20 protein-coding genes are annotated in these 19257 nt (G+C 62.9%); 11 read left to right on the forward strand and 9 right to left on the reverse strand.

Features of this window, described 5'->3' with window-relative positions:
• Positions 1-40: 40 nt before the first annotated feature.
• The 3 genes from RMO51_RS06990 (at position 41) to RMO51_RS07000 (ending at position 2891) form a co-directional block, all read left to right on the forward strand.
• Positions 41-2212 (forward strand): OmpA family protein, encoded by a 2172-nt coding sequence (locus RMO51_RS06990; RefSeq protein ID WP_310393268.1) that lies wholly within the window; start codon positions 41-43, stop codon positions 2210-2212.
• A 79-nt stretch (positions 2213-2291) separates the two neighbouring features.
• Positions 2292-2519, forward strand: a complete 228-nt coding sequence (locus RMO51_RS06995) for a hypothetical protein (RefSeq protein WP_310393269.1) — start codon at positions 2292-2294, stop codon at positions 2517-2519.
• 54 nt (positions 2520-2573) lie between these two features.
• A complete protein-coding gene (locus RMO51_RS07000) occupies positions 2574-2891 on the forward strand; it encodes a PIN domain-containing protein (RefSeq protein ID WP_310393343.1) in 318 nt (105 codons plus the stop codon).
• Here the strand turns inward: RMO51_RS07000 and RMO51_RS07005 are convergent.
• The 4 genes from RMO51_RS07005 to RMO51_RS07020 form a co-directional block, all read right to left on the reverse strand.
• Positions 2888-3343 (reverse strand): 3-oxoacyl-ACP synthase, encoded by a 456-nt coding sequence (locus tag RMO51_RS07005; RefSeq protein ID WP_310393270.1) that lies wholly within the window; start codon positions 3341-3343, stop codon positions 2888-2890. The genes RMO51_RS07000 and RMO51_RS07005 overlap by 4 nt on opposite strands.
• Entirely contained in the window at positions 3328-3639 is a 312-nt protein-coding gene (locus RMO51_RS07010) for a hypothetical protein (RefSeq protein ID WP_310393272.1), read from the reverse strand. Before RMO51_RS07010 ends, RMO51_RS07005 begins: the two co-directional genes overlap by 16 nt.
• Before the next feature lie 154 nt (positions 3640-3793).
• Positions 3794-4258, reverse strand: a complete 465-nt coding sequence (locus RMO51_RS07015; protein WP_310393274.1) for a nucleotidyltransferase — start codon at positions 4256-4258, stop codon at positions 3794-3796.
• A 172-nt stretch (positions 4259-4430) separates the two neighbouring features.
• Positions 4431-5927, reverse strand: coding sequence for a GH3 auxin-responsive promoter family protein (locus RMO51_RS07020; RefSeq protein ID WP_310393276.1), 1497 nt, complete (start codon positions 5925-5927; stop codon positions 4431-4433).
• 156 nt (positions 5928-6083) lie between these two features.
• On the opposite strand from RMO51_RS07020, the gene RMO51_RS07025 reads away from it, so the two are divergent.
• Positions 6084-6518 (forward strand): OsmC family peroxiredoxin, encoded by a 435-nt coding sequence (locus tag RMO51_RS07025; RefSeq protein WP_310393278.1) that lies wholly within the window; start codon positions 6084-6086, stop codon positions 6516-6518.
• A gap of 128 nt (positions 6519-6646) precedes the next feature.
• The gene (locus RMO51_RS07030; RefSeq protein ID WP_310393280.1) at positions 6647-7132 is read left to right on the forward strand and encodes a hypothetical protein; all 486 of its coding nucleotides are present in this window, start codon (positions 6647-6649) and stop codon (positions 7130-7132) included.
• A gap of 2 nt (positions 7133-7134) precedes the next feature.
• Here the strand turns inward: RMO51_RS07030 and RMO51_RS07035 are convergent, their stop codons facing one another.
• From RMO51_RS07035 to RMO51_RS07050, 4 genes are all read right to left on the reverse strand, one after another.
• On the reverse strand, positions 7135-7611 hold the full coding sequence (locus tag RMO51_RS07035) for a Uma2 family endonuclease (protein ID WP_310393282.1): 477 nt from the start codon (positions 7609-7611) through the stop codon (positions 7135-7137).
• A 54-nt stretch (positions 7612-7665) separates the two neighbouring features.
• Positions 7666-9237, reverse strand: a complete 1572-nt coding sequence (gene dnaA / locus RMO51_RS07040; RefSeq protein ID WP_310393283.1) for a chromosomal replication initiator protein DnaA — start codon at positions 9235-9237, stop codon at positions 7666-7668.
• 151 nt (positions 9238-9388) lie between these two features.
• Complete coding sequence (locus RMO51_RS07045; protein ID WP_310393286.1) at positions 9389-10324, reverse strand: metallophosphatase; 936 nt, start codon at positions 10322-10324, stop codon at positions 9389-9391.
• 113 nt (positions 10325-10437) lie between these two features.
• Complete coding sequence (locus RMO51_RS07050) at positions 10438-11205, reverse strand: 5'-nucleotidase C-terminal domain-containing protein (RefSeq protein ID WP_310393287.1); 768 nt, start codon at positions 11203-11205, stop codon at positions 10438-10440.
• A gap of 188 nt (positions 11206-11393) precedes the next feature.
• Between RMO51_RS07050 and RMO51_RS07055 the strand changes: the two genes are divergently transcribed.
• The 6 genes from RMO51_RS07055 (at position 11394) to RMO51_RS07080 (ending at position 18243) form a co-directional block, all read left to right on the forward strand.
• A complete protein-coding gene (locus tag RMO51_RS07055) occupies positions 11394-13175 on the forward strand; it encodes a methylmalonyl-CoA mutase family protein (RefSeq protein ID WP_310393288.1) in 1782 nt (593 codons plus the stop codon).
• A gap of 119 nt (positions 13176-13294) precedes the next feature.
• A complete protein-coding gene (scpA, locus tag RMO51_RS07060; protein ID WP_310393289.1) occupies positions 13295-15517 on the forward strand; it encodes a methylmalonyl-CoA mutase in 2223 nt (740 codons plus the stop codon).
• Between the two features lie 15 nt (positions 15518-15532).
• Positions 15533-15979, forward strand: a complete 447-nt coding sequence (locus RMO51_RS07065) for a hypothetical protein (protein ID WP_310393291.1) — start codon at positions 15533-15535, stop codon at positions 15977-15979.
• Positions 15980-15989: 10 nt separating this feature from the next.
• Positions 15990-17381 (forward strand): Fic family protein, encoded by a 1392-nt coding sequence (locus tag RMO51_RS07070; RefSeq protein ID WP_310393293.1) that lies wholly within the window; start codon positions 15990-15992, stop codon positions 17379-17381.
• Positions 17382-17435: 54 nt separating this feature from the next.
• Entirely contained in the window at positions 17436-17801 is a 366-nt protein-coding gene (locus RMO51_RS07075) for a DUF1304 domain-containing protein (RefSeq protein ID WP_310393294.1), read from the forward strand.
• 25 nt (positions 17802-17826) lie between these two features.
• Positions 17827-18243: a hypothetical protein gene (locus RMO51_RS07080; RefSeq protein WP_310393296.1), complete on the forward strand. Its 417-nt coding sequence runs from the start codon at positions 17827-17829 to the stop codon at positions 18241-18243.
• A 105-nt stretch (positions 18244-18348) separates the two neighbouring features.
• Here the strand turns inward: RMO51_RS07080 and RMO51_RS07085 are convergent, their stop codons facing one another.
• Positions 18349-19095 carry a hypothetical protein gene (locus RMO51_RS07085; RefSeq protein WP_310393298.1) on the reverse strand — a complete coding sequence of 249 codons (747 nt, stop codon included), beginning with the start codon at positions 19093-19095 and terminating at the stop codon, positions 18349-18351.
• Positions 19096-19257: the final 162 nt, after the last annotated feature.

Here is a 19257-nt window from a genome sequence, read left to right on the forward strand (position 1 = left end):
TTGGCAACTTGCGCTACTTATTATTTCAGTACCGCTATCAATGTCCTCTTTATTGCGTCGTCGGTTGCTGCTTTTCCTGCTCGTGCTGCTGGGAATGACGGCCGCAACCCGCGCCCAGGCCCAGCGCCGGCCCGTGAAGCGCGTGCCCGCCGCCGCCTCGCCCTCGGCCGATACCACCAGCGGCGGGGCCTCGGCCGCCCCGGTCGGCAGCAAAGCACCTACCAAAAAAACGGCCGCTAAACCGGCCGCGCCCAAACGCCCGCCCGCGGCCCGCGGCTCAAAACCGGCGCCGGTGCGCACCTACCGCGTGCAGGGTCTCCGCGGCCGCAAGCTGCGCCTGCACCCCGACGGCACCCCTAATTTCGCCGACATCAACCACTACCCGTTTTACGAAAACAAAAAAGCCCTGCGCGCCATTGCCAAGGCCGAGAAGCGCCGCGAGTACCGCAAGGCCCGGCTGCTGCTCGAAGACTACGTGGCCCACTTCGGCCCCACCAACTTTGCCCGCAACCCCGACATGCTCTGGCGCCTGGGCCAGCTGCTGGAGCGCGACAGCCAGCAGGTGAAAGCCAAGGCCTACTACCGCCTGGCCCTGAAGCACCGCCGCACCGACATGACCCGGGTGCAGCTCTACTACGACTCGCTGGAGCGGAAAAACGCGGAGCTGTACGTGCCCCTGAAAACGTACTACGACCTGGTGGAGTACCGCAAGAACATCAACACCTTCCACCCGCCCCGGGGCGTGGACATGAGCATGGGCGACGCCATCAACAGCAAGCTGCCCGACTACGGGCCCGCGCTGGCCGGCAACGACTCGCTGCTGCTCTTCAGCAGCAAGCGCAAGCGCCGCGGCCTGACCGGCGTGGTGGACGAGGACCTGTACACCTCGCACAAGGAAGGCATCAGCTGGAGCGACGCCGAGCCGCTGCCCAAGCCCATCAACTCGCCCAACAACGAGGGCTCGGCCTGCCTGAGCAAGGACGGGCGCACCATCTTCTTCGCCCGCTGCGAGTGCCCCACCTGCCACGGCAACTGCGACCTGTTCACGGCCACGCGCGGCCAGGACGGCAAGTGGGGCGCGCCCAAAAGCCTGGGCAACGCCGTGAACTCGGCGGCCTGGGACTCGCAGCCCACGCTCTCGCAAAACGAAGACACGCTGTACTTCGCCTCCGACCGGCTGGGCGGCTTCGGGCTGTCCGACATTTATTTCACCCGCAAGCTGCGCAACGGGCAGTGGAGCACCGCCGAAAACGCCGGCCCGGTGGTGAACACCCGCGAAAGTGAAGTGAGCCCCTTCTACCACCCGCTCTACCACGTGCTGTACTTCAGCTCGCGCGGGCAGCTGCTGAATTTTGGCGACTTCGACATCTACAAAACCTACCGCGTGGCCGGCCGCTGGCAGGAGCCCCGCAACATTGGCCCGCTGGTGAACGGCAAGGGCTCGGAATACTACTTCACCATCGACGCCCAGAGCAAGAACCTCTACTACGCCCGCTCCGAAGCCGCGGACCTGAACAACCTGGACCTCTACTCCTTCCCGCTGCCCATGGAAGCCCAGCCCCTGGCCACCACCATCGTGGAGGGCACGCTGCTCGATTCGGTGAGCAACAAGCCGCTGAACGGCATCGTGAGCATCATCGACACGGACAACGGCATTGAGGTGGCCAGTAAGTTCATCCGGCCCGACGGCACGTTCGACTTCGAGCTGATTGAGGGCTCGCACTACGCCATGCTCATCCAGAGCCCGGACTTTTTCAGCGTCGAGAAGCAGTTCGCGCTGAAGGGCGACACGGTCATGACCCTGCTCACGAACAGCATCGACTACAAGCTGCCACTCATCTTCAAGAACATCGAGTTCGAGGCCGGCAAGTCGGCCATTCTCGCCTCCATGCACCCGACCCTGAACCGCTTGGCCGTGTTCCTGGTCGACCACCCCTCGTTCCGACTCAACATCGCGGGCCACACCGACACCAGCGGCGACCCCGACGTAAATGAGCGCCTCTCGCAGGACCGCGCCGCGGAAATTCACCGCTACATCGAGCGCCGGGGCAAGCTCAAGCCCAACCGCATCGAAAGCTTCGGCTACGGCTCCTCCCGGCCCTTGAAAGACGAGCTGACCGACGCCGACGCCCAAGTGAACCGCCGGGTGGAATTCCGCTTGGTGAAACCCACCAGCGACAAGCCTGCCGACGGCGGCGGGGAGTGGAAGTAGGCGGGTTGGGAACGCGGAGGACGGGCTGACGTTGTTGTACCGGGCTGTTGCAAATTTGCTCACTAAAAATATCCTTGCTGTGACCGTCCGCGAACAGATTATCAAGGAAGTGGCGACCACCGACGACTCGCGGCTGTTGCTAGACTTGCTCGCATTCTTGAAAAGCCGGCAACGGGACCCGGGCCAGCCGCCGCGTGGCAGCTACGAGTCCATCATTCGCCACAAAGGCACACTTTCTAAGGAAGACGCCGATGAAATGACTGGCATTATTGACCGGGAGTTTAATAATATCGAAGGCGAATGGTAGCCATCGACACCAATGTTGCCATCGCGTACTTGAGGAATGAATTCACTTTGCCGGATGGCATTAGAGTGGCTGACTTTGTTTTGCCTGCCGTGGTCGCCGGCGAACTGTTGTTTGGAGCGCACAATTCCGGTCGGCCAGCCAAGAATCTGGCTTACTATCGCAGCTTTAATTTACGACCTGAACTTTTTGTTGCTAGACGAATCGGCCGCCGAGCACTACGCTGAAATCCACTTCTCGCTCAAGCAAAAAGGCCGACCCATTCCCGAAAACGATATGTGGATTGCCGCCATCTGCCGCGCCCACAACGTGCCCCTGCTCACCTTCGACCACCACTTTGCCGAGGTGTCCTCCTTGGCGCTCGTTGCGCTTTAACTCACCGCCGTCACCCGCACCACCTGGCCGTTGAACACGGCCTCCTCCCCCGCCCGTAGCCCCTTGAGCGCCACCGCCACTGGCGCCACGGCCGACACGGCAAACACCTCCGGCCTCTCCCCGGCCAGCTTGCCCGCGCTGATACTGATGTAGAACCACCCCAAACTGGTGGTCACTAGCGCGCCGGGCCGCACGGTGTCGCAGGGCGCATCGGGGCTGATGCGGGCCAGTTCGGCCTGCAACTGCTGGGCCTGCTGGAGGTGAGCGGCGTTGCGGTCGCGCTCCTGGTTGGCCATTTCGCGGCCTGTTTCGTACTTGTCGCCCGCGCTGCTCTTGGTTTCGGAGCGGGAAGACTCCTGCGCCGCCTGCATGGCCGTGCGCGCTGCTTCGATGCGCTGCGCGATGAATGCCTGGCAGGCGGCGTGGAGGTGGGGTTTTATATTCGTTTCCACATCATTACATCCTCCTGTCCAGCATCATCTTCTTCGTTTATCAACTCCCATTTCAGCGTTGAGGCAAGCTTGACCAAAAAGGCGATTTGCGAGGCTGGCACACAGCCTTCGGCTGACTTTGAACACGCAATTGGAATTGTATTGAATTCGTCGTGCCAAGTATCGTTGGAGCAACTAAAATTGCCGCTCTGCACTTTCGCGAGCACTAAATCTACCCAGGGGTAGCCCGTGGCATTCTTATAATTCATCAATCCGACCCGCTTTAACTCCGGCATTGCATCAAGTACGGTTTGCATCTGCTTCGTGTCGGCAGTTACATAGCTCGCTGACGCTCTGATTTCATAGTAGTCGTAATAAGTGCTCCACATCTGAGTTTGGCTTTGGGTTTGAGGCAATCGGCCAGCAACTGAGCAGCAAAAGAATCCTTGGGCAACGAACTAGATTACTGACTTATTTCCGCTTGACTTTATTGAGGTTGCGCAGGTCGGTAGCGTCTTTGCGGCGGCCAGTGCTGGCTTTGTTCTTGCGCAAATCGGCTAGGCTGATGAAGTTCACACTCACACCATCCCAAGTTGAAGGCTCACGTGCAGCATAGCAGTCAGCGAAGGTTACGCCATCGATTTCATTTAGAATATCAATGCGCACTGGCGCTACGCCCAACTGAATGATTCCACCCGGCAGTAGAAAGTCAGCTTCCCGATACATGCTGCCAAACCCGAAATCGCGCATCACCTGCACCAGCAGGGCAGCATTCGCTGGGCTAACTTCCACCCACACATCAATATCGCCCGTGTAGCGCAGGTAGCCATGATACGCCACCGCATAGCCGCCAACCACCATGTACCGGACTTTACGAGCGTTTAATAGCTCGATAAACTCTTTGAAGTCTTGGTCCAGGGAATTGGCTAGGGGCATGGCGATAGGTAAACCAAATGGATTGGAGGCGCAAGTGTTCCAGCGCAGCCAGACGTTCCTGCGGCGTTTTGGTAAGCCAATAGGCGAGGTCTTCGCTTTCCTGGTCGGCGTGCAAAGTGGTTTTGCGAGAAACAGTTTTATCGAGGCGAAGCATGGCTAAAGTTACGGATTTCTACCCTGCTAAGATGAGTCCTTCTGCCACCTGCCGGTCGTTGCCCAGGCGCGGCACCTTGTTCTGGCCACCCAGGCGGCCCAGGCTTTTCATGTAGCGCTGAAAGGCCCCGGCCGGCAGCGGCGTGAGCTGCAGCGGCACCAGGATATTGCCCCGGCGCAAGTCGTCGTAGTAAGTGTTGCGGCGGCGCAGGGCCGCATCCAGCGCGGCGGCAAAAGCGGCGGCATCGTGCGGCGGGCGAGCAAATTCCACCAGCCACTCGTGGCGCGAGGGCGTGGCCGGGTCCTCACTCACCAGCGGGGCCACGGTGAATTCGATGACTTCCACTTCGGGATGTTGCGCCATGGCTTCGCGCAGGGCGTGCTCCACTTCCTCGCCGATGACGTGCTCGCCGAAGGCCGAGAGAAAGTGCTTGATGCGGCCCGTGACCACCACGCGGTGCGGCGCCAGGCTCACAAAGCGCACCGTGTCGCCGAGGCTGTAGGCCCACAGGCCGGCGTTGGAGGTGAGCACCACGGCGTACTGCTGGTCCAGCGCCACGTCGGCGATGGTGAGGCGGGGCGCGTTGGGCTCGAAGAACCGTTCGGCGGGCACGAACTCGAAGAAGATGCCGCTGTTCAGCAGCAGCAGCAGGCCGGGGTTGCCGGGCTCGTCCTGGAAAGCCAGGAAGCCTTCGGAAGCCGGAAACAGCTCGATGCTGTCCACCGGCCGGCCGATGCTCTCGAAGAGCTTGGCGCGGTAGGGCTCGAAGTTGACGCCGCCGTACACGAACAGGCTGAAGTCGGGAAACAGGTCCTTGACGGGCCGGCCGGTGCGGGCCGTGAGGCGGTCGAAGTACATCTGCACCCAGGGCGGAATACCCGAAATCAGGCTCATGGGCTGGCCCAGGGTTTCGTCCACGATGCGCTCCAGCTTGGTTTCCCAGTCTTCGATGACGTTGGTGGCGTAGCTGGGCAGCTGGTTGCGGCGCAGGTAGGCCGGCACGTGGTGGTTGGCAATGCCCGAGAGCCGGCCGGTGCGCAGGCCGTGGTGCAGTTCGAGTTCCGGCGAGCCGGACAGGAAAATTAGCTTGCCGTCCAGAAACCGGCCGCGGCCGGTGCGGTGGATGTAGTGCAGCAGGGCGTCCTTAGCGCCGTTGATGTGGTTGCCGATGCTGGCCCGCGTGATGGGAATGTACTTGGTGCCGGAGGTGGTGCCGCTGGTTTTGGCCAGGTACAGCGGCCGGCCGGGCCAGAGCACGTCGGCCTCGCCGGCCTGGGTGCGGTCGAAGTAGGGCCGCAGGGCTTCATAGTCGCGCACGGGCACCTGACGGGCCAGGTCAGCGGGGGTGCGCACGGCGCCCAGGTCGTGGGCGCGGCCGAAAGCAGTGCCGGCCGCCGTGGCAGTCAGGTGCTGCAGCAGCCGCTGCTGCGTGGCCTGCGGCGCCGCCTGCCAGCGCCGGTCGCGCCCAACGGTGTAGGCCGCCAGGGGCCGGCTCAACGCGGATTTTATTCCCATGGCCCAAAGAAACAAGGTTTGCCCCGGGCGCCAGCGGGACACCGCCAGGCCAAAACCCTACCTTGCCCTTTGCAGTTGACAAGCGCGGCCCGGTCAATTTTGCTCATCTTTGCCGGCAAACCCAAACTCACCTCCTTAACCCACCAACTCACCATCATGGCAGACCACAAAGGCACCGCCGCCTGGACCGGCGACATCAAAGGCCACGGCACGCTCAGCACCGAAAGCGGCCTCCTCAACGCCCCCTACTCGGTGGGCAGCCGCTTCGAAGGCAAGCCTGGCACCAACCCCGAAGAGCTGATTGGCGCCGCCCACGCCGGCTGCTACACCATGTACCTGACCAGCGTGCTCACCAAGCACGGCCACCAGGTGCAGACCATCAACACGACCTCGACCGTGACGATGAACCCCAACAACGGCCACCCCATCATCGAGCGCATCCACATCAGCGTGGAGGGCCACGTGAGCGGCGGCAACATCACGGCCGACGATTTCCAGCGCCACGCCGAGGACGCCAAAACCAACTGCCCCGTCTCACGCGCCCTGAGCGCCGTGCCGGAAATGACCCTGGAAGCGAAGTTCGTGGGCTAGTTTTTAGTTGTCCGTTGCTAGTTGTCAGTTACAAGGGCCGGGGAATAGGGGGAGTTCTTTTCCTTACCGACCTGCACTAACTGACAACGGGCAACGGACAACTAGCAACGGACAACTAAATTTGCCCCATGCCCACTGGTACCATCCGCATCCGCCTTCGGCCCGCCAATACTTCCCGCATTCCTTTCTGGGGACAGCTGGCCATCGGCGGCTTCTGGCTGACCTACGTGCTGTTCTCGATGTGGGGCGACACCAACGCGCGCGACTACCACTTCCTGCACTGGGTGTTTCTGGTGTTCACCCTCGTGTACCTGGGCTACGTGCTGGTGCACAACGCGCCCGTTTTCGGCACCCAAAGCTACCTTGAGTTTGCCCCTGGCTACCTCGTGCACAAAGGCGGCCTGTTTCGGGCCAAGCAGGTATTCGCCGCCGAAAAAATAGCCGCCCTGGAGCTTCGCCCGATGATGCTGCGCGTGCAGCAGAAGGACGGCGAAGTCTACGCCCTCAACCTGCGCGAAGTAAAGGGCAGGACGCGCAAAACCCGCTTCCGGGAGCAGGTACGGCAGTTTGCGGCCCAGCACGGCGTGGCGCTGCAGGAAGCGGCGCCCTCCTGAAATCAGTCGAACAATTGACTGACTACCAGGCTGGCGCCGGTTGTGGGGTCGGCCAGCGTGTCGCCGTTGTAGAAATACCGGTACTTGGTGGGCGTCGAATACACGGCCACGGCCCGCAGCTCGGGCACCACCAGCCAGTACGACTGCACGCCGGCGGCAAAGTAGCGCCCGGCCTTTTCCAGCAGTTCGGCGATGACCTGGGTGGGTGAGAGAATTTCAATGACGGTACGCGGCACTTGGGCCACCGCAATTTGCTCAACCGTCGCGTCGATGGCGGAACGCAGAAAAACGGACACGTCCGGCACCGCTTTTTGGGCGTCCAGCGCCAAGCTCAACTCGGGCAGGACCAGGTACTCGGTACCTAATTCCATCCGCAAAAAGTGTATCAGGTTACCCTGTATAAGGGCGTGCTTGAGGCTGGGCATGGGCTTTCCGCGTTCGAGTTCGTAGTCGGAAATTTCCGGGGCAAGGGTTTCCATAAGGCAGGGGCTTTCCCAAATATAACGCGACCAGCCGGGAGATAAGCGTCCGGGCTACTTCGCGAATTTCTTGCGCAGCTCGTCTACCTGGTCGCGGAATTTCTTGTCCGAATCCACCAGGTCCGACACCGTTTGCACCGAGTGCATCACGGTGGTGTGGTCGCGCCCCCCGAAGTGAAAACCGATGGTTTTCAGGGTGTGCGCGGTGTGGTGCTTGGCAAAGTACATGGCTACCTGCCGGGCCGTCACCACTTCTTTTTTGCGGGTTTTGTCCTTGAGCAGCTCCACCGAGATGCTGAAGTAAGCGGCCACGGTCTTCTGAATGAAGTCGAGATTGACCTCGGCCTCCACTTCCTCGATGATGTGGCGCAGGGCTTGCTTCACCATTTCCAGGTCGATGTCGCGCCGGCTCAGGCTGCTCTGGGCCACCAGCGAGGCAATGACGCCCTCCAGCTCGCGCACGTTGGTGTGCACCGAATTGGCGAGGTAGTCCACCACGTGGTCCGGCGGAATGTCGATGCCGTCCTGCTCCATCTTGTTGCGGATGATGGCCACCCGCGTCTCAAAGTCGGGGCTCTGCACATCGGCCGTCAAGCCCCACTTGAAGCGGTTCAGCAGCCGGTCTTCCAGGCCCAGCAGGTCCTTGGGCGGCCGGTCGGAGGTCATCACAATCTGCTTGCCCGACTGGTGCAAATGATTAAAGATGTGAAAGAACATTTCCTGAGTCTTGCCCTTGTTGGCCAGAAACTGCACGTCGTCCAGAATCAGGGCGTCGACTTGCAGATAGAAATTGGCAAAGTCCTGCACCTGGGCGCGCTGCACGCTGTCGATGAACTGGTTGGTGAACTTCTCGGCCGACACGTAGAGCACGAACCGCTCGGGCGCGGTGGCCTTGATGTGGTTGCCGATGGCCTGTACCAAATGGGTTTTGCCCAGGCCCACGCCGCCGTACACCATCAGCGGGTTGAAACTGGTGGTACCAGGCTTGTTGGCCACAGCCAGGCCGGCCGAGCGGGCCAGGCGGTTGCAGTCGCCCTCGATGTAGTTGTCGAAGGTGTACGAGCCGTTGAGTTGGGAGGGCACGAGGTTGCCGTCCATCGGCCGGGCCGTGTCGAAGGGGTTGCGGGGCGGGGCCAGGGTGTCGGCGTGGGCGCCGTAGGTGCCGGCCGCGAAGTTGCCGCGCGGCGTGGTGCGCACCGCCCCCGAGGCCACGTAGCGGGCCGAGGCCGCCCGGGCGCTGCCGGCCAACGGGTTGCCCGCGGCCGGCGCCGGGGGCGGGCCCTGGGGCTGGCTGGGGTCGCGCGGGTCGGGGGCGGCGGCTTTGCGGGGCGGCGGCAGGTGCAGCGTGCGCGGTTGGGCCTGCTCGTTGCCCTGGTCTACCACCACGCTGTATTCGAGGCGGCCCTCAGCGCCCAGCTCCCGGAACAGCGCCCGGCGGAGCTCGTCCACGTAGTGCTCCTCCAGCCAGTCGTAGAAATAAGCACTCGGCACCTGAATGGTCAGCACGTTGCCCTTGAGCTCGACGGGCGCGATGGGCTGGAACCAGGTCTTAAAGCTCTGCTCCCCGATTTCCGCAGCGATGCTGCGCAAGCAGCCAGCCCAAACCGTGCGAAAATCCTTGAGCATGAGAGAAGTTAAGGCAACAGCCGGTAATTAGCCGGGGCAAAAAGAGGATAAAAACGCTGCTTTTGCAGCCGCCATTTTTTTTAAGGGGGGACAAAATTGTGGAAAACTCTGCACTTAAAAAAGCAGAAATTCACTTGCTTTTGTCGCGCTTTTAACAGGCCGCCCGTACCGGCACTACGGCGGCGCTGGATAAGCCCGGCCGTTTATTTTTCAACGAAAATTCATAATCCAGTCTTCCTAAATTTATACCCGACCAGCCCACTTGGTTAACCAAAGTTCGGTGGCCGTCGGCGCCGGTGATGGCTTCCGGCGCATCCAAAAAGGTGTGGGTATGGCCCCCCAAAATCAAGTCGATGCCCGTGACCTGAGCCGCCAGCTTGCGGTCGTCAAGCCTGGCGTTTTCGTACCGGTAGCCGAGGTGCGAGAGGCAGATGACCAGGTCGCACTTTTCGGGACCGCGGAGTTGAGCCACCATCTCGGCGGCCTTGGCAACGGGGTCCAGGTAGACGGTACCGCCGAAGTTTTTGTCGGCCACTAAGCCGCTCAGTTCGATGCCTAAGCCGAACACTCCCACGCGGATGCCTTGCTTCTCGAAGACCTTATAAGGCGCAAATTGGCCCGCCAGGGGCGTTTTGGCAAAGTCGTAGTTGGCCACCAGAAACGGGAAGGCGGCGTTGGGCAGCTGGCGCTGCAGGCCATCCAAGCCGTTGTCGAAGTCGTGGTTGCCGAGCGTACTGGCGTCGTAGCCCATCTGGCTCATGAGCTTGTATTCCAGCTCGCCCCCGAAGAAATTGAAGTACGGCGTGCCCTGAAAAATGTCGCCCGAGTCGAGCAGCAGCACGTTGGGCTCCTTGCTGCGAATGTCCTTGATGAGGGCCGCGCGCCGGGCCATGCCGCCCAGCCCGGCCCACTGCCCGCCGTTGTCGGGAAAAGGCTCGATGCGCGAGTGCAGGTCGTTGGTGTGCAGGATGGTCAGCTTCACCGGGGCTTTGGCAGCAGGAGCGGCGGCCACGGGGGCAAGGCTGCCCAGCGCGGTGAGGCCGGCAGTGCCCAGCAGGGTGTTGCGGAGAAATTCGCGGCGTTGCATGGGAAATAACTAAAGATTGTAAATTGTAAATTAAAAATTAAAAAAATAGCGAGAAATATTGGCGCGAAATCCGCTTGGTTTTTTTACCATTTTTAGTGCTCAATTTTTAATTCTCAATTCCCTCTCACCCGGCCTTCCACCTTGGCCGTCACGGGCTGGCCAGCCTTGGTGAGGCCGCGGATGTGGTCGGCAATGGCGGTGCGGAGCAGGATGTTGGTGCGGCGGGGCACCAGCGGCTTGAAAAACCCCATGTTGTCGCCGCCCGAGGCCAGGTAATCGGAAATGGCAATGGGCCAGGTGCGGTTTTGGTTGGCGTCAAAAAGCTCGCTGCCAATGCGGATGTCCTTGGCCAGCCCGTCGAAGGTGACGGCGTAGGTGGCGCCGGACACCGCCATTTTGATGTGCGCGGCGTAGTCGAACAGCTGCTGCACCACCGGGCCCGGCGCATCGAGCACCACCAGCTCGTTCTCGAACGGCATGAGCTCAAATACGGAGCCGAGGGTGACGGGACCCGCCGCGAAGCCGGCGCGCAGCCCGCCGTTAGTCATCACGCTCAGCGGCACGGGCTGACCCAGGGCCCGGCCAGCGCGCTCCCGCTGCAAGTCGGCCACGAAATTAGCCAGCGGCGACTCGCCGGGACTTTTCACCAAAGCAACCGGGGCGGTGCCCAATACTTCGGCCATCTGGCTGGTCACTTTGTCGCGGTAGGGCGCAATGAGCGCGGCAATGGCCGGGTCCTCGGCCTGGGTTTTGGCCACGGGCTGGCTGGTGACCGGGGCAAAGCGCGCCGTGGGGACGTAAGCCGCGCGCTGGCAGCCGGGGGCCACCGCGAGGGCGAACAACAGGGGAAACAGCGCGGCCCGAAGACGGAATTGCAACATGAGCGAAGAAAGCAGGCGACGGACGAAAGCACCTTGCGGTTTGCGCAAAGCTACGATGCGGGCCTGGCCAGCCGACGGGGCACAGCGGCGGCTTCGGAGTGAGTGCGGTATCTTTCGGCCCGTGTTGAGGTGGTGGCCCGTCGTTGAGGGAACCGCCGCGTTGCTGGCACCCGAAGAGCCTCCCATCCATGTCCGATACCCCGGCGGCCGCGCCCGTTTCCTTTGCTGAATTTCCGGCCGTGACCACGGCCGAGTGGCAGGCCCGCCTGGCCCGCGACCTCAAGGGCCAGGACCCCGCCACGCTGCGCTGGCTCCTGCCCGACGGCTTTAGCGCGGAGCCCTTTTACCACCGCGAAGCCCTGGCGGCTTTGGGTGGCCCCCCGGTACCGCTGCCCCACCCCCAGACGCCCTGGCTGAACGTGCCGGCCCTGAACGTGCCGGCCGGCGACGGGCGCGCGCAAATCGACCAGGCTGCCGCCGCCCTGGCCCGCGGCGCCGACGGCATTCACTTCATCCTGACCGACGCACCGGCGTTTGCCGTGCGCTACCTCGCCGAACTGCTGCCATTGGCCCGCACTTTTGTGGGCTACACCGTGACCGAAGCCCCGGATGCGCTATTGAGCCAGCTGGCAGAAGCTGCGCCCGGCACGGCGCTGCGGGGCTTCCTGCGCTTCGCGCCCGGGCCGGTGCCCGAAGGCGCCGAGCTGGCCGACTACCGCGCGGCGCTGCGGCGCTGCGTGGCCCTGACCGCGGCCATGCCCGACTTCCGGGCCCTGGCCGTGAACGGTGCCTTTTTCGGCAATCGCGGGGCCACGGCCATCCAGCAGATTGCGTTCAGCCTGAACACGGCGGCGGCCCTGCTAGCCGAGCTGCCCGACGAGGAAACCAGCGCGGCCCAGGTGGCGGCGGCGCTGCACGTGCACGTGGCCATCGCGCCCAGCTACTTCCCCGAGCTGGCCAAGCTGCGGGCTCTGCGGCGGCTGTGGACCACGCTGTTGCATGGCTTCGGCTTGCCGGCTGCGCTGAACGCGGGCCTGCGCATTCACGCTCTTACGTCGTCCTGGGCCCAGACCACCCTCGACCCGCACACCAACCTGCTGCGCCACACCACCGAAGCCATGAGCGCCGTGCTGGGCGGGGCCGACTCGCTCGCGGTAGCGCCGTTCGACTGCCTGTTTGCCGAGGCCAATGACTTTTCGGGCCGGCTGGCGCGCAACCTTTCGGTGCTGCTGCGCGAAGAAGCCGGCCTGGGCCGGGTGCAGGACCCCGCCGCGGGCTCCTACTACCTCGAAACCCTGACCGACCAGTTGGCCCGGGAAGCCTGGGGGCTGTTTCAGCGCATGGAAGCGGCGGGCGGACTGCCCCGGGTGCGGGGCCTCATGCTGGAGGAAATCAAGGCCGCGGCCACGGAAACGTTTCGGCGCATTGCCAGCGGCCAGCAGGTGGTGGTGGGCACCAACCGCTTCCAGAACCGGGACGAGCGGTTTGGCTTTCACCCCAAAAAGCTGCTGCGCTCGGCGGCGTTCGACGTGACCCGGGCCGCCTATCCCACGGAGGTGCTGCGCCTGGCCACGGCCCTGCACTTCGAGCGGCGCGAAAAGAAAAGCAAGCGCGCGGCCGTGGTGTTGCTGGGGGCCAACACCAACCAGACTATCATGGACTCGTTTCTGCAACTGCTGCAGGGCCACGAGCGGCCCGAAATCGCGGCCAGCCACCCGGAAGGCACGCTGTCGCTGCTGTATTCTTCGGCCGAGGAAGCCACGCTGATGTACGCCACGCCCGAGCAGTTCCAGCGTTTTGCCCGGTTTATCTACCAGATTCCGACCGAGCGGCAAGTCTTCGTCCCGCCCGCGCTGCTCAGCTCCGACCTGCCGACGCTGCAGGAGGCCGTGCGCGTGTTCGGCTTTCACGAAATGAAGGTGCAGGGCTACACTACCGAAGAGGTGCTGGCCCGCCTGCAGGGACGGTGAGTCAATTAAAAATTAAGAATTAAAAATTAAGCCGCCGACAGTCTTCGATGCTAAAGGTTTGCATCGGTCCCGCCGCTTAGTAATTCTTAATTTTTAATTCTTAATTTTTAATTCCTTTCATGAAGCCCGATTTCTCCACTATTGCTTACGACGCGGCCCCGGCCCCGGCCGCTGCGGCGGCACCTGAAACGGCCGCCACGCTTACGCCCGAGGGCATTGCCGTGAAGCCGGTGTATACGGCGGCCGACGTGGCCCACCTTGACCACCTGGGCTTTGGCGCGGGGCAGGCGCCGTATTTGCGCGGGCCCTACGCCAGCATGTACGTGCAGAACCCGTGGACCATCCGGCAGTACGCGGGGTTCTCGACGGCGGAGGCCAGCAATGCCTTCTATCGGCGCAACCTGGCCGGCGGGCAGAAGGGGCTGAGCGTGGCGTTTGACCTGGCCACCCACCGGGGCTACGACTCCGACCACCCGCGGGTGCAGGGCGACGTGGGCAAGGCCGGCGTAGCCATCGACTCGGTGGAGGACATGAAGATTCTGTTCGACCAGATTCCGCTCGACCAGATGTCGGTGAGCATGACCATGAACGGGGCCGTGCTGCCGGTGCTGGCCTTCTTCATCGTGGCGGCTGAGGAGCAGGGCGTGAGCCCGGAACAGTTGCAGGGCACCATTCAGAACGACATTCTGAAGGAGTTCATGGTGCGCAACACCTACATCTACCCGCCCGCGCCGAGCATGCGCATCATCGCCGACATTTTCAGCTACACGGCGGCGCACATGCCCAAGTTTAACTCGATTTCCATCTCGGGCTACCACATGCAGGAGGCCGGCGCCACGGCCGACCTGGAGCTGGCCTATACCCTGGCCGACGGGCTGGAGTACGTGCGCGCCGGCTTGGCCGCGGGCCTGAAAATCGACGAGTTTGCCCCGCGCCTGTCGTTCTTCTGGGCCATTGGCATGAACCACTTCATGGAGATTGCCAAGCTGCGCGCCGGGCGCCTGCTCTGGGCCAAGCTCATGCAGCAGTTCAGTCCCGCCAACCCCAAAAGCCTGGCCCTGCGCACCCACTGCCAGACTTCGGGCTACTCTCTCACCGAGCAGGACCCCTACAACAACGTGGCCCGCACCGCCATTGAGGCGCTGGCGGCCGTGCTCGGCGGCACCCAGAGCCTGCACACCAACGCCCTCGACGAAGCCATTGCGCTGCCCACCGATTTCTCGGCCCGCATTGCCCGCAACACCCAGCTTTATCTCCAACACGAAACCGACGTGACCAAAGTAGTGGACCCCTGGGGCGGCTCCTACTACGTCGAAACCCTCACCCATGAATTAGCTGATAAAGCCTGGGCCCTCATCCAGGAAGTGGAGGCGCTGGGCGGCATGGCCAAGGCCATCGAAACCGGCCTGCCCAAGCTGCGCATCGAGGAAGCCGCCGCCCGCAAGCAGGCCCGCATCGACGCGGGCAAGGAAATCATCGTGGGCGTGAACAAGTACCAGACCACCGAAAAAACCGAAGTCGAAGTGCTGGACATTGACAACGACGCGGTGCGCGAAAGCCAGATTGCCCGGCTGAAAGCCATTCGGGCCACGCGGGACAACGTGGCTGTGAGAGTAGCCCTGGCGGCCATCACCGAGGCGGCTGGAATCCGCCTCGGTGAAATAAAGAATGAAGAATTAGGAATGAAGAATGATGGGGCCGCCCCCTCCGATAATTCCTCATTCCTCATTCCTCATTCTTCATTAGATTCAAAGAATCTCCTGGCCTTGGCCGTGAACGCCGCCCGTGCCCGCGCCACGCTGGGCGAAATCTCCGACGCCCTCGAAGCCCAGTACGGCCGCCACCAGGCCACTACGCGCACCGTGTCGGGCGTGTACTCGCAGGAGATGCACCACAACGAAGCTTTCGAAGCGGCCCGCGCCGCCGCCGAAGCCTTTGCCGCCCGCGAGGGCCGCCGCCCCCGGATGCTGGTGGCCAAGATGGGCCAAGACGGCCACGACCGCGGCGCCAAAATCATCGCCACCAGCTTCGCCGACGTGGGCTTCGACGTCGACATCGCCCCGCTCTTCCAAACGCCCGCTGAAGTTGCCCGCCAGGCCGCCGACAACGACGTGCACGTGGTGGGCGTGAGCAGCCTTGCCGCTGGCCACAAAACCCTGCTGCCCCTGCTGCTCACGGAACTGCGGCAGCTCGGCCGCGAGGACATTTTGGTGATTGCCGGCGGCGTGATTCCGGCCCAGGACTACCGGTTTCTATTCGACGCCGGCGTGGCCGGCGTGTACGGGCCGGGCACGGTCATCGCCACGGCGGCGCTGGAGATTCTGGGGAAGCTGGGGGAGTAATCAAACCGGACGGACATGTGCATTTCCAAAGAAGAGCAGCAGGCGTATGACTTTGATTGGTTTGCGGTGGACGCCGACGGCTACCTGGTGCATTTAAGCTCGTGGGGCGGCAAGCTGCCGGCTTCCGTGGCGGATTCCCGAGAGAACCTGGAAACCCTCGAAAGCTATTTCGGGACATTGCCAGAGCTTTCGACGAATGAGGAAATAGAAGCAACGTTCACGGCCGCCACGCCCAACGGCGACTTAAGCAGCTACCTGGAATACGTTCGGCGCGGCCTGTTTTCCTTCGATAGGATAGATTACAACAACCACGACTCTTGCGCCTACCGCTTGGTGGCCCGGCCGCCCAGGCCAGTGCGAGCGGCCGATTTACCGCCCGGCATAGCCGCGGTAGTCATCCAAACGCAGTTGCCCTCTGCAGTGACGGGTTTGGCCAATCTTGATACCGCAGCAGTCGCCTAGCTTCGCCCCCATGCCCCTCTTCACCGATATAACCCGCCTCAAAGCCGACCTTGACGTCCTGCGCCCCCTGGCCCCGGAACAGGAGCAGCGGGTGCTGCAAAAGTTTCGGCTCGAATGGAACTACAACTCCAACGCCATTGAGGGCAACTCCCTCACGCTAGGCGAAACCCGCTCGCTGCTGCTGCACGGCCTCACGGCGGCGGGCAAGCCGATGCGCGACCATCTGGACATCAAAGGCCACAACGAGGCCGTGCTCTGGCTCGAAGATTTCGTGCGCTCACAGGAACCGCTGACGGAACACTTCGTCCGAAGTATGCACCAACTGCTGCTGGGCGAGGCCTACTACACGCCCGCCCAAACCGCCACCGGCCAGGCCACCCGCAAAATGATTGTGCCCGGCCAGTACAAGCAACAGCCCAACAACGTGCTCACCGCCACCGGCGAGATGTTCTACTTCGCCAGCCCCGAGGAGACGCCGGCCCGCATGACCGACCTCGTGGACTGGTACCGGCAGGAAGACAGCGCCCCCACCATGCACCCCGTGGCCCTGGCCGCTGAGTTTCACTACCGCTTCGTCCGCATCCACCCCTTCGACGACGGCAACGGCCGCATGTCGCGCCTGCTGATGAACCTGATTCTGCTGCGCCACAGCTACCCGATGACGGTCATCAAAGCCGATGACCGCAACCGCTACCTAGCCGCCCTCGCCGAAGCCGACGCCGGCGAACCCGAACCCTTCCTCCGCTTCATCATCGACAACGTGGAAGCCGGGCTGCGGCTGATGATTCGAGCCGCAAAGGGCGAATCAATTGATGAACCGGATGACTTGGGTAAGAAATGGGCCCTTCTTAAGAAACAGGTGCTGACCCAGGAACAAGCGTCGGTAACTGCGTGGGGGTTGACACTTCAGACACAATTTTACCAAATTCTGCTTGAAAACTGGATTACGGACTTAGCCGCCCAAGTTGAACAGGCTAACGAATTATTTGCTGTTTATGGAGTGCGCTTTGTATGGCACGAACCTGATTTAGACTACAATTCGAGTCAGGTGGGCACATGGAAGGACACTTTGGATTTTGCTGAAAAAAGCTTCGCACGTGCCCGCAATGCTTTTGACAAAGTGTTTTTTGTGCTTAATTGGGGCGGCTTCAAAGACAATAGAGTTGTACTCAATTTACGACTCTCAATTGAGTACAAATTCTTACCTGACAATTTTAAAGTGGCTTACCGGATTGGCGAGGCTACTTCTATTGATGACAGTACTTGGCCAGTTGTGTTCCAATCGTTTTACAAACCCACCTACGACCACGTCCGCATTCACGAAATCAACTACAAGCTCGCCAACAAAGTCTACGATTTCATTGCTGCCAAAGTAGCCGAAGCCGACACCTCCCCCAGCTAACACCCGGCCTGCCCCACCCGGCGGGACTTACTTATTGTTCAAAACCTTCGCGCCATGCACCTGCTCAGCCAAGTTCTCATCGGCCTGGTCGTCCTCATCCACGCCTACATCCTGTGGCTGGAGATGTTTGCCTGGACCACGCGCGGGCCCAAAACGTTCCGTTCGCTGCGGCCGGAGCTGTTCGCGCCCACCAAGGTGCTGGCGGCCAACCAGGGGCTGTACAACGGCTTTCTGGCGGCGGGGCTGGTGTGGGCGCTGCTGATTACCGACCCAACTTGGCACCGCAACGTGGCCAGTTTTTTTCTGGGTTGCGTGGCGGTGGCCGGCGTTTACGGCGCGCTCACGGCCGGCAAGCGCATCTTGCTGGTGCAGACCGTACCCGCGCTGCTGGCCCTGGCGGCGGTGTGGCTGGCGTACTGACCAGCTAGCCTATCTTTACCGGGTGATGCCAACCCTCCATTATTTCCGCAACCCGGCGGCTGTCATCTCCTACGCGCCGGTGGGCTACGTCCGCCTCGACTGGCAGCCCGCGGCGGTGACGCCGGGCGAGCTGCGGGGCATTTACGAGCACGTGCTGCGGGCCCTGCTGCACCACCGCGTCACGGCCCTGATGACCGTGCACAACCAGCGCCCGCCCATGCCGCCCGAGATTCAGACCTGGCTTACCCACGACTGGATGCCCCGCGCCGTGGCCGAGGGCGGCTACGACCGTTGCGCCGTGGTGGAGGCCGACACGCCGCTCGGCCGGCTGGCCGCCCGCGCGGTGGGCGCGGGCGTGAATGGCCAGCTCACCTATCAATACTTCGACACCGCGGAAGCCGCCGACGCCTGGTTGCGAAAGCAGCTCAGCCCGCGCCAATAAGGCCCGCATTAGGCCGCCAGGGCACCGGTTACGGGCTTGAGCTGTTCGGCGCTGCTTTAGACTGGAGGCTTACCGACCCCGGAGTTCTCGGGAAGTCCCGGCTTTTTAAAACCACAGCAGGATAATCAAGGTCAGCACGGCCAGCAGGCCGCTGACGACTGCCGTGTTCACCACCGTTTCGGCGGCGCGGCCGGGCCACGCCCCCACCGCTGCCACCACGGCCACCAGCAGCGGCAGCAGGGCAAACGTGCCGTAGATGGTGCCGCCGTAGGGCTGAAACGGGGCGGGCCCCTCGGGCGAAGCGGGCACGCTCACGCGCCGCACCACCCCGAGCAAGGGCGTTTGCCACACCACGATGCGTTCGTACTCGCGCACCCGGTAGCCGATGGCGCTGGGCAGCCGGAACGTGGTGTGCTCGGTGCGCACGCGGTAAGCCAGCTGCGGGTCGGAGAGGGACGAGGACACCGCGATGGGGAAGCGGCTGCGCACGGTTTCGCGGGCAAACTCGCGTGCGGGCAGGGCCCAGTCGAGGGCCAGCAGCAGGCAGCAGGCCAGCAAAGCCACGTTGAGGCGGCGGGCCACCGGGGCGTAGCGCCGCAGTTGCTCGTCGGCGGGCCGCGGGCGCGGGGCGGGCGGGGCGGGCTCGTCGGCCAGCAGCACGTCGTAGGCGAGCCGGCGCCGGGGGTTGCCCAGGATGTCGAAGCCCGTTTCCACCTCGGCCAGCCGGGACTTCATGGCCGGGTCGGCGGCGGCCAGGCGCTTGAGGCGGGTGCGCTGGCGCAGGTAGCCCTGCTCAATTTCCAGCGCCGTGGCGGCGGGCGCGACGCCCAAAACGCGGTAGTAGTTCTGCATGAGCCGGGCGCGAGGATGCTCGAAAATACAGTGCCCGCGCGACTTCTCCAACGAGCCCGCGCGGCGCCTATTGCCCGCCACTCCCGGCCCGGCCCGGCCCGGAGCAGCACCCAGGACGGCGTTCGACCAACCCGCGGGCGGAGGCTGGGCCGCTCAGAGCCG

The sequence above is a fragment of the Hymenobacter sp. genome (assembly GCF_031398885.1).
Classification (GTDB): domain Bacteria; phylum Bacteroidota; class Bacteroidia; order Cytophagales; family Hymenobacteraceae; genus Hymenobacter.

Excerpts from the sequence above, each read along its gene's own strand:
- RMO51_RS07080 (WP_310393296.1), top strand. The coding sequence starts at position 17,827 with ATGCCAACCCTCCATTATTTCCGCAACCCGGCGGCTGTCATCTCCTAC.
- RMO51_RS06990 (WP_310393268.1), top strand. The coding sequence starts at position 41 with ATGTCCTCTTTATTGCGTCGTCGGTTGCTGCTTTTCCTGCTCGTGCTG.
- RMO51_RS07065 (WP_310393291.1), top strand. The coding sequence starts at position 15,533 with ATGTGCATTTCCAAAGAAGAGCAGCAGGCGTATGACTTTGATTGGTTT.
- RMO51_RS07000 (WP_310393343.1), top strand. The coding sequence starts at position 2,574 with ATGGCATTAGAGTGGCTGACTTTGTTTTGCCTGCCGTGGTCGCCGGCG.
- RMO51_RS07085 (WP_310393298.1), bottom strand. The coding sequence starts at position 19,095 with ATGCAGAACTACTACCGCGTTTTGGGCGTCGCGCCCGCCGCCACGGCG.
- RMO51_RS07045 (WP_310393286.1), bottom strand. The coding sequence starts at position 10,324 with ATGCAACGCCGCGAATTTCTCCGCAACACCCTGCTGGGCACTGCCGGC.
- RMO51_RS07010 (WP_310393272.1), bottom strand. The coding sequence starts at position 3,639 with ATGCAAACCGTACTTGATGCAATGCCGGAGTTAAAGCGGGTCGGATTG.
- scpA (WP_310393289.1), top strand. The coding sequence starts at position 13,295 with ATGAAGCCCGATTTCTCCACTATTGCTTACGACGCGGCCCCGGCCCCG.
- RMO51_RS07055 (WP_310393288.1), top strand. The coding sequence starts at position 11,394 with ATGTCCGATACCCCGGCGGCCGCGCCCGTTTCCTTTGCTGAATTTCCG.
- RMO51_RS07035 (WP_310393282.1), bottom strand. The coding sequence starts at position 7,611 with ATGGAAACCCTTGCCCCGGAAATTTCCGACTACGAACTCGAACGCGGA.
- RMO51_RS07020 (WP_310393276.1), bottom strand. The coding sequence starts at position 5,927 with ATGGGAATAAAATCCGCGTTGAGCCGGCCCCTGGCGGCCTACACCGTT.
- RMO51_RS07070 (WP_310393293.1), top strand. The coding sequence starts at position 15,990 with ATGCCCCTCTTCACCGATATAACCCGCCTCAAAGCCGACCTTGACGTC.
- RMO51_RS07075 (WP_310393294.1), top strand. The coding sequence starts at position 17,436 with ATGCACCTGCTCAGCCAAGTTCTCATCGGCCTGGTCGTCCTCATCCAC.
- RMO51_RS07050 (WP_310393287.1), bottom strand. The coding sequence starts at position 11,205 with ATGTTGCAATTCCGTCTTCGGGCCGCGCTGTTTCCCCTGTTGTTCGCC.
- RMO51_RS07015 (WP_310393274.1), bottom strand. The coding sequence starts at position 4,258 with ATGCCCCTAGCCAATTCCCTGGACCAAGACTTCAAAGAGTTTATCGAG.
- dnaA (WP_310393283.1), bottom strand. The coding sequence starts at position 9,237 with ATGCTCAAGGATTTTCGCACGGTTTGGGCTGGCTGCTTGCGCAGCATC.
- RMO51_RS07025 (WP_310393278.1), top strand. The coding sequence starts at position 6,084 with ATGGCAGACCACAAAGGCACCGCCGCCTGGACCGGCGACATCAAAGGC.
- RMO51_RS07030 (WP_310393280.1), top strand. The coding sequence starts at position 6,647 with ATGCCCACTGGTACCATCCGCATCCGCCTTCGGCCCGCCAATACTTCC.